The sequence below is a fragment of the Streptomyces capoamus genome (genome assembly GCF_014654935.1).
In the GTDB taxonomy this organism is placed as follows: Bacteria; Actinomycetota; Actinomycetes; order Streptomycetales; family Streptomycetaceae; genus Streptomyces; species Streptomyces capoamus.
This window is the reverse complement of record NZ_BNBF01000045.1, coordinates 24507-32647: the sequence shown is the minus strand read 5'-3', so window position 1 is coordinate 32647 and position 8141 is coordinate 24507. Positions and strand designations below refer to the sequence as shown.

At 70.5% G+C, this 8141-nt stretch carries 7 protein-coding genes; 1 reads left to right on the top strand and 6 read right to left on the bottom strand.

The genetic code is table 11. From position 1 onward, the window contains the following. Positions 1 to 85 precede the first annotated feature (85 nt). The gene (locus IE312_RS36905) at positions 86 to 652 is read left to right on the top strand and encodes a GNAT family N-acetyltransferase (protein ID WP_189986686.1); all 567 of its coding nucleotides are present in this window, start codon (positions 86 to 88) and stop codon (positions 650 to 652) included. Here the strand turns inward: IE312_RS36905 and IE312_RS36900 are convergent. The 6 genes from IE312_RS36900 to IE312_RS36875 all read right to left on the bottom strand — a co-directional run bounded on the left by IE312_RS36900 (position 649) and on the right by IE312_RS36875 (position 7920). Then, the gene (locus tag IE312_RS36900; RefSeq protein ID WP_189986685.1) at positions 649 to 2277 is read right to left on the bottom strand and encodes a type IV secretory system conjugative DNA transfer family protein; all 1629 of its coding nucleotides are present in this window, start codon (positions 2275 to 2277) and stop codon (positions 649 to 651) included. The genes IE312_RS36905 and IE312_RS36900 overlap by 4 nt on opposite strands. A 59-nt stretch (positions 2278 to 2336) precedes the next feature. After that, positions 2337 to 3749, bottom strand: coding sequence for an ATP-binding protein (locus IE312_RS36895; RefSeq protein ID WP_189986684.1), 1413 nt, complete (start codon positions 3747 to 3749; stop codon positions 2337 to 2339). 12 nt (positions 3750 to 3761) lie between these two features. Continuing rightward, the gene (locus IE312_RS36890) at positions 3762 to 5318 is read right to left on the bottom strand and encodes an SCO6880 family protein (RefSeq protein ID WP_189986683.1); all 1557 of its coding nucleotides are present in this window, start codon (positions 5316 to 5318) and stop codon (positions 3762 to 3764) included. Next, positions 5315 to 6652 carry a hypothetical protein gene (locus tag IE312_RS36885; protein WP_189986682.1) on the bottom strand — a complete coding sequence of 446 codons (1338 nt, stop codon included), beginning with the start codon at positions 6650 to 6652 and terminating at the stop codon, positions 5315 to 5317. Before IE312_RS36885 ends, IE312_RS36890 begins: the two co-directional genes overlap by 4 nt. Beyond that, entirely contained in the window at positions 6642 to 7469 is an 828-nt protein-coding gene (locus tag IE312_RS36880) for a DUF8175 domain-containg protein (RefSeq protein ID WP_189986681.1), read from the bottom strand. The genes IE312_RS36885 and IE312_RS36880 overlap by 11 nt, the downstream gene beginning before the upstream one ends. A gap of 142 nt (positions 7470 to 7611) precedes the next feature. Further along, on the bottom strand, positions 7612 to 7920 hold the full coding sequence (locus IE312_RS36875; protein WP_014673544.1) for a DUF8827 family protein: 309 nt from the start codon (positions 7918 to 7920) through the stop codon (positions 7612 to 7614). Positions 7921 to 8141: the final 221 nt, after the last annotated feature.

The window sequence follows — 8141 nt, the reverse complement described above, 5'->3', positions numbered from 1 at the left end:
GTGGGAGAGTAGGACGCCGCCGAACAATCATTCCGGGAAACCCCCGCACTCCGGTGCGGGGGTTTTCTGCGTTTAGGCTTGTGTCATGACCGTACCGACCGGGAACGACTATGTCGTCCGTGCCATACGTGCCGACGACTGGAAAAAGGTGAAGCAGCTGCGGCTCGACGCGCTGCGGGACCGGATCGCGCACCTCGCCTTTTTGGAGACGTACGAGAACGCGGCGGCCAGACCGGACTCCTTCTGGCAGGACCGGGCGGTCGGCTCCGGTGTCGGGTCCACCACCTCCCAGCAGTTCGTCGCCGAGGCACCCGGCGGGACCTGGGCCGGCTCGGTCACCGTACTCATGGAAGAGGCCGGGACGAAGGACTGGGCCGGGTATCCGATCGAGCGGCGGCAAGGACACATGGTCGGGGTGTTCGTCCGGCCCGCACACCGGGGGAACGGGCTCGTCGACGCCCTGTTCGAGGCCGGTGTGGCCTGGGCATGGGAACAGCGGGCCGAGCGGGTACGGCTCTTCGTCCACGAGGACAACGCGCGGGCCCAGGCGGCCTATCGCAAGCTGGGCTTCGGGCCGAGCGGGCGGGTCGTGCCGTTCACCAAGGACGAGACCCAGAACGAGCTGGAGTTCGTCCTGGAACCGCCGGTCTAGACCGGCAGCTCCTGGTGCGGCCAGCGTGAGCGGGCCTGTTCGCGGGAGCGGAGCAGGGCCAGCGTCGGCAGTCCGCGCCCCGCTCCGGTGGCGAGCAGGGCCGGCAGCTCGGGGAACGGGGCCACGGCCGCGATGTCGTCCAGGACCAGGGTGAGTGGTGGGTCGAGCCGACCGGAGGATGACCGTTCGGCCATGTGCCGGCCGCGCTCGACCACGCTGGAGACGAGGGCCGTCAGGAGCGGCATCGCGCTCGGACTGCTCCTCGGGTCCTCGATGGATTCACCGACCACATAGAGCGTGCCCCCTTCGTGGACGAAGGAATCCAGGCTCAGCGCATCAGTTCGGTTCGGGGTGCAGGCCTCGCGGACGTTCACCGTGGACAGGGCCGACAGGGCCCTGCTGGTCAGCTCCTGGGCGATGTCCCGGCGTTCGGGGTGCGCGGTGAGGGCCGCCTCCAGCTCGCCCGCCGCGCCGGGGGCCGCCTTCGGGTGGGTGCGCAGCGTGCGGACGGCGTCCTGGACCTGGGTGCCCTGGGACCAGCGGTGGACGTGGCGGATGGTGCGGTTCTCCAGGGCGGCGGCGTGCAGGTAGCTGCGCAGGAGGGTGGTCGCCGTGTCCGCCACCGCCTGGTCGATCCTGGCGGTGGGCTGGACCGGGGCGAGCAGGGCCGTCGCCCTGTGCAGCGCCGTCTGTTTGTCCTCGCAGCCGGCGGTGGGTGACCAGTGCAGGCGGGCCGGGGTGTCGCAGCGGTGTGTGGGGTCGTAGAGCAGGGTGGGGCCGAGTTTGGCGCGGGTGTCCTTCGTCTCCGTCCACACGGCGGGGTTGGAGGTGACGAGGAGGACGGGGCCTTCCGCGTCCCGTACGGCCTGGACGGCGGTCGCCTGGCGGCCTTCCCTGGGGGCGATGAGGAGTCTCTCCCCGTCGCCCGTCCGTTCCTGGCCGGCCGGCCGGGCGTCCGGCACCGGCCGACCGGGCTCGCTGCGCGGCGCAGGAACCTCGTGCCGGGGGACGGGGACAGGGACGGGGGCGGGGATGGGGGCGGGTGAGGCGGGCGCGGGCAGAGGGGACGTGACCGCGGTGGCGGCTTCCGATGACCCCGCGGCTGCCGGCGGCTCCGCCGGGACTCCCGGCGGCCCGGCGGGCCCAGCGCCCAAGGGGTTCACGCCCAGGGGATACGCGTCCAAGGGGTTCGCCGGGGCGGCTCCTCCCGGCTGCCCCGCGGCCTTGCCCGCGGCCGCGACCGCGGCTGCGGCCCGTCGTGTCCTGCCCGCACGCCACCGGGCCACCGTCCCCAGGACGAACATGACGAGGACGAAGAGGATCATCAGCTGGCCGATGAACAGGCCCCAGAACAGCCCCCAGCCGGACAGCTGGGCCGGTGGGGTGTCCGGCCAGGCGCCGGCGAGGTCGTGCGGCCGGCCGATGAGGTGGCGCATGGCGAGGGGGGTGCGGGTGAAGGTGACGCCGGTGGGCCAGGCGCCCTGGGCGAACCAGGCGGCCAGGCCCGTGGCCGTCCACACCAGCAGGGTCATGCCGAGGAGGAACGCGAGCATGCCGATCAGCAGGCCGTCGGGAATGCCGCCCTGGCCCTCCCGGCGACTGTCACGGCGGTCGTCCGGTCTCACCCTGTACTCCCTCTGTACTCCCTGCGTCGCCGCGTCCGTTCCTATGTCTCCCGCGTCCCTCACGCCACCGTCGACTCGGAGTCGCCCAAGTGCTGTTCCACGAAGGCCGCGGCCCGCTGCTCCGCCTCCAGTTCGGCGGCGTGCAGGGCGTCGTCGGCCGTGAGGTCGCTGGACGACTCGGTCATCGCGCGGTCGGTGAAGACCAGTGGCCGTTCCGTCTCCGTGACCAGGTGCTTGACCACTTGGACGTTGCCGTTGACGTCCCAGACCGCGATGCCGGGGGTGAGGGTCGGGATGATCTCCACCGCCCAGCGCGGCAGGCCCAGGACCCGGCCGGTCGCCCGGGCCTCGTCGGCCTTCTGGGCGTAGATCGTCCTGGTCGACGCCATCTTCAGGATGGCCGCCGCCTCCTTCGCGGCGGCGCCGTCGACCACGTCGGACAGGTGGTGGACGACCGCGACGAAGGACAGGCCGAGTCGGCGCCCGAACTTCAGCAGCCGCTGGAACAGCTGGGCGACGAACGGGCTGTTGATGATGTGCCAGGCCTCTTCGACCAGGAAGATCCGCTTCTTGCGGTCGGGGCGGATCCAGGTGTGCTCCAGCCACACGCCGACGATGGCCATGAGGATCGGCATGGCGATGGAGTTGCGGTCGATGTGGGACAGGTCGAAGACGATGAGCGGCGCGTCCAGGTCGATGCCGACGGTCGTCGGGCCGTCGAACATGCCCCGGAGGTCACCGTCGACCAGGCGGTCCAGGACCAGTGCCACGTCGAGACCCCAGGCGCGTACGTCGTCTATGGCGACGTTCATCGCCTCCGCCGACTCAGGCTCGGGGTGCCGTAGCTGCTCCACGATGTCGGTGAGGACCGGCTGGCGGTCGGTGATCGTCTCGTTGACGTAGGAGTGCGCGACCTTCAGGGCGAAGCCGGAGCGCTCGTCCAGGCCGTGGCCCATCGCTACCTCGATGATCGTGCGCAGCAGCGCCAGCTGGCCCGTGGTGGTGATGGCCGGGTCCAGGGGGTTGAGCCGGATCCCGTGGTTCAGGGCGGCCGTCGGGTCGAGCCGGATGGGGGTTATCCCCAGCTCCTGGGCGATGAGGTTCCATTCGCCGACCCCGTCCTCGCCCTGGGCGTCCAGGACGACGACCTGGCGGTCCCTGAAACGGAGCTGGCGCAGGACGTACGTCTTCTCCAGCGCCGACTTGCCGTTGCCGGACTCGCCGAGGACGAGCCAGTGCGGGGCCGGCAGCTGCTGGCCGTACAGCTGGAACGGGTCGTAGATGTAGCCCTTCCCGGAGTAGACCTCGCGGCCGATGATGACGCCGGAGTCGCCGAGGCCGGGCGCGGCCGTGGGCAGGTAGACGGCCTGGGCCTGGCCCGTGGAGGTGCGCACCGGCAGCCGGGTCGTCTCCACCTTCCCGAAGAGGAAGGAGGTGAAGACCTCGGTGAGGACGGACAGCGGATCCCGCATCGGCGACAGCCCCTACCTTCGGATGCCGGTGGCGAAGGGAAGTGTGTTCACGAAGGCGCGGTGGTGCTCGCGGTCGCACCACTCCAGCTTGAGGTACGACTTGCCGGCCGAGGCCCTTATCGTCCGCTTGTCGCGGGCGAGGGCCTCCGGGGAACGGGAGGACACGGTGATGTAGCCGACCAGGTTGACCCCGGCGGCGCCGCTGGCGAGGTCCTCGCCGCGCTGGTCGAGGCGGTTGTGGGCGGCGATGTCCCGGGGGTCGACGGTCCGGTTCATCTTGGCGGCGCGGGACGCCTCGGCCTCGTCGTTGGTCTTCTCGGTCAGCATGCGTTCGATGGCGATCTCGGTGGGTTCGAGGTCCATGGTCACGGCGACCGTACGGATGACGTCCGGGGTGTGCACGAGGAGCGGGGCGAGGAAGTTGACGCCGACGGGGGTCATCGGCCACTCCTTGACCCAGGCCGTGGCGTGGCACCAGGGCGCGCGGGTGCCGGACTCGCGGGTCTTGGCCTGGAGGTACGTGGGCTCCACCGCGTCCAGCTCGGCCGGCCAGGCGTTGCGCTGGGTCATCGCCTGGATGTGGTCGATGGGGTGGTCGGGGTCGTACATGGAGTGGATGAGGGAGGCCAGCCGGCCCTGGCCGAGCGGCTGCCGCACCCGGATGTCGGCCTCCTGGAGGCGCGAACAGATGTCGGTGAGTTCGCGGGCCATGACGACGGCGAGGCCGGCGTCGCGGTCCACCTTGCCGCCGTGGGCGCGGGCGGCGCGGGCCATGGCGTGCGCCTCGGCGGCCAGCTCCCGGGAGTAGTGCATGCAGGCGACGAGGTAGGCGCGGTGCTGCTCGCTGCTGGTGGACACCATGGACTGCAGCTGGTCGTAGGACTGCTGGAGCCAGCCCGGGGCGCGGAGGTCGCCGCGCTGGGCGACGTCCTTGGCGTGGGCGTCCGGGTCGGCGGGCAGGGTCCGGGCGAGCATCTGCAGCCGGGTGACGAAGCCGTCGCCGTTGGCCACGTGCTTGAGCAGGGTGCCGAAGCGGTCGACCAGGGCCTCCTGGTCCTCGGAGTCGCGCAGGCCGACGCCGGGGCCCTCGATCTCGATGGCGGCGGTGACGGTCTTGCGGTCGGCGTGCAGCAGTACGGCGATCTCGTCGGGCCCGAAGGGTGCGGCGAGCCAGGTGATGCGGCCGATGCCGGGCGGCGGGCCGACCTCGATCTCACGGCCGTCGAGCCGGGTGCCGGCCTCCATGGCGGCGGAGCGGTAGGCGGCGCCGCGCTTGACCGTGCGCTTGTAGGAGCGGTTGATCTCGAACCACTTGTAGAAGGTGCGGCGCTTGTACGGCACGTAGACGGCGGCGAGCGCGAGCAGCGGGAAGCCGGTCAGCAGCACGATGCGCAGGGCCAGGACCGGGACGATGAGGCCGCACATCATGCCGAGGAACGCGCCGACGACGATCAGGGCGATCTCGCCCGACTCACGGTTCCGGCCGATGATCGCGTTCGGCCGGGCACGGCCGATGAGATACGTACGGCGGGGCGTGACCGGATGGGACAGGTGGGACTCGGTCGTCAACGCCCTTCACCTCCCGAGCGGTTGTTGCGGGTGTTGCTGGCGTGCGGGGTGTTGACCGGGCTGGACGCGCGGGGCACGGGCGTGGCGGAGGGGACGGCTCCGCCGGTGCCCCCGGTCGGGGTACGGCTGCTGTGGGCGGCGACGCCGCCGGTGGCGGGGTTGGCCGGGCGGGGGGTGCTGCCGCCCGCCCCGCCGTTGTTGTCGGCGCGGGTGCTGTGGGTCTTGATGCCCTGCGCGACAAGGGTGGCGGGGGAACTGATGACGGCGGCGGCCTTGCTCTCGGCGCCCTGCATGATGCGGTTGTTGCGGGAGCCGGCGATCTCGTCGCCGAAGCCGGGGACGAAGCGGTAGATCATCGCGCTGGCGAAGATGGCCAGCAGGATGATGGCGAGGCCGGAGACGACGGCGGAGAACGCGTCGGGGCCGCTGTTGCCGGAGAGGGCGCCGGCGAGGCCGAGCACGATCACGATGACCGGCTTCACGAGGATCACGGCGATCATGATGCCCGCCCAGCGGCGGACATGGCCCCACAGGTTCTTGTCGACGAGGCCGGCGTAGACGACGGTGCCGAGGAGGGCGCCGACGTAGAGCAGGGCGGCGCGGATGACCAGCTCCAGCCAGAGGACGCCGGCGGCGAGGATGCTGACCAGGGACACGACGATCAGCATGATCGGGCCGCCGCCGATGTCGTTGCCCTTCTTCAGGGCGCCGGAGAAGGTGCCGAAGAACGTGTCGGCCTGATCGCCGGTGGCCTTCGCGAGGACGTCCGTGACGCCGTCGGTCGCCGAGACGACGGTGTACAGGATCAGGGGAGTGAAGGCGGAGGCCAGCACGGTGAGCCAGAGGAAACCGACGGCTTCGGAGATGGCGGTGGTGAGGGGGACGCCGCGGACGGCTCGCTTGGCGACGGCGAGGAGCCACAGCAGGAGCGTGAGGATCGTGGAGGCGGCGAAGACGACGGCGTACTGCTTGAGGAACGCCTGATTGGTGAAGTCGACGTTGGCGGTCTCCTTCACGGCGGCACTGAGCTTCCCGATCGTCCACGAGGCCGCGTCCGCACATCCCTTGGCCAGGGAGCCGAGGGGATCGAGAGTGTCGGTGAGGGGGTTACCGGGGGTGCTGCCGGAAGATCCGCCGGAGGAGCCGCCCGACTCGCAGTATTTCCGGGCCGGAGGCGCCAACAGGGAGCAGTCGGCGCTCTTGCTGGGTGTCGGCGTCGGCGTGGGCGTGGCTGTGGGGGCCGCGAAGGCTCGCGTGGCCAGGAGCAGGGTGGCGGCCTGTACGGCGCCCACCAGGCCGGCGAGCTTGAGTGCGCGCTGCGGGCTACCGGGCATACGTGAAGCCTCCGAACTCCTTGACCGCCTTGCCGATCTCCTCGGCGCCGGAGACGGGGTTGTCACCGGTGATCGGGGTGGGGCCTGTCCTCTGGCTGGTTTCCAGCACCTTCCAGTCGCTGCCGTTCCATTTCATCTTGAAGGTCACGGTGGACCAGCCGCTGGTCACAGGGTTGTTCGAGGTGTCACCGGCCAGCCCGAAGAGCGTGTTGCACCACACTTCCACTGTGGCGGTTTCGTCGCCGTAGGACGTCGTCTTCGTACCGGCCGGAAGGGTGCGGTCGACGAAGGTGGTGTCCTTGGGAACACTGCCGTCAGGGGTAAGGCCGATGTTCTTGAGGAAGTCCGGCGAGTAGTTGGCATCGAACACCGACTGCAGCCGGCTCACAGCGCTCGGATCCGCCACTGCTTCGATGATGCTGTGTCTGTTGGCTGTGCCGACCATGCCGTCCGACCAGAGGACCACCGCGTAGTTCGCTGCTGCGCTCTGGGCTCCCTGGGCGGTGTGGGCGAAGCCCGAGGGGATGGTGCCGGGGGTGCTTTGTACCGGGCGGGTGCCTGAGGGAGCCGTGGTGGAGGTCTGGGGGCGGGAGCCCTTGGTGGTCGTCGTGCCCCCCGCCGCGTCGTCCCCCCTGTTCGCGAAGGCGATTGCGGCGATGAGGAGGACTACTACGCCCACCACCGTGACGAGGCTGCGGGAGGAGGTGCGGTGGGGGCGGCGGGGGGCGCCGCCGTAGGGGTCGGGGTCGGGGAGGCGGGTTCGGGTGTGGCCCGTCTCGGGGTAGTCGGTGTAGCCCTGTTCGTCTCCGGGACTCATGCCGTCTGCGCTCCCTCACCCTCGTAGGCGTACGACGGTAGCCGTGCTGGTTCCCGCGCGGACGCGGTGTGGTGACTCGACATCAGGGAGACGCAACCTCAGCCGGTGGGCACGACGGGTGGGTGGGGTGGAGGGGGTGGGGCTATACCGCCATGCCGTACACGATGGTGAACAGCGTGCCGAGGGACCCGATGATGAACACCCCGGTGAGGCCGGCGATGATGAGGCCCTTGCCCTGTTCCGCGCTGAAGGTGTCCCGGAGGGCCGTCGCGCCGATGCGCTGCTTCGCCGCACCCCACACCGCGATGCCGAGGCAGAGGAGGATGGCCACGGCCATGACCACCTCGATCATCACCTTGGCCTCGTTGCCCAGGCTGCCGAAGGGGCCCCAGTCCGGAGCGATCCCGCCGATGATGGTGTTGATGTCTCCCTTGTCGGCCGCAAAGAGCATGTAAGTCACCGCCCCTGGTGGGTAGTCCGTGAGCGCCCCTGCGGTGTGCAGAGGTCAGGCCTCATTGTCGCCGACAACGCGGCCAACGTATGTCGACTTGACGTCATTGACTGGCGGGTTTCGTACGAATAGCCCGTACGGTCACTCTGTGTATCACGGCAGGTCACGCCGGGCAACGATGACCTTCTTTTCGGCCCGGCACGGGTTCGGCGCGGGCGCGG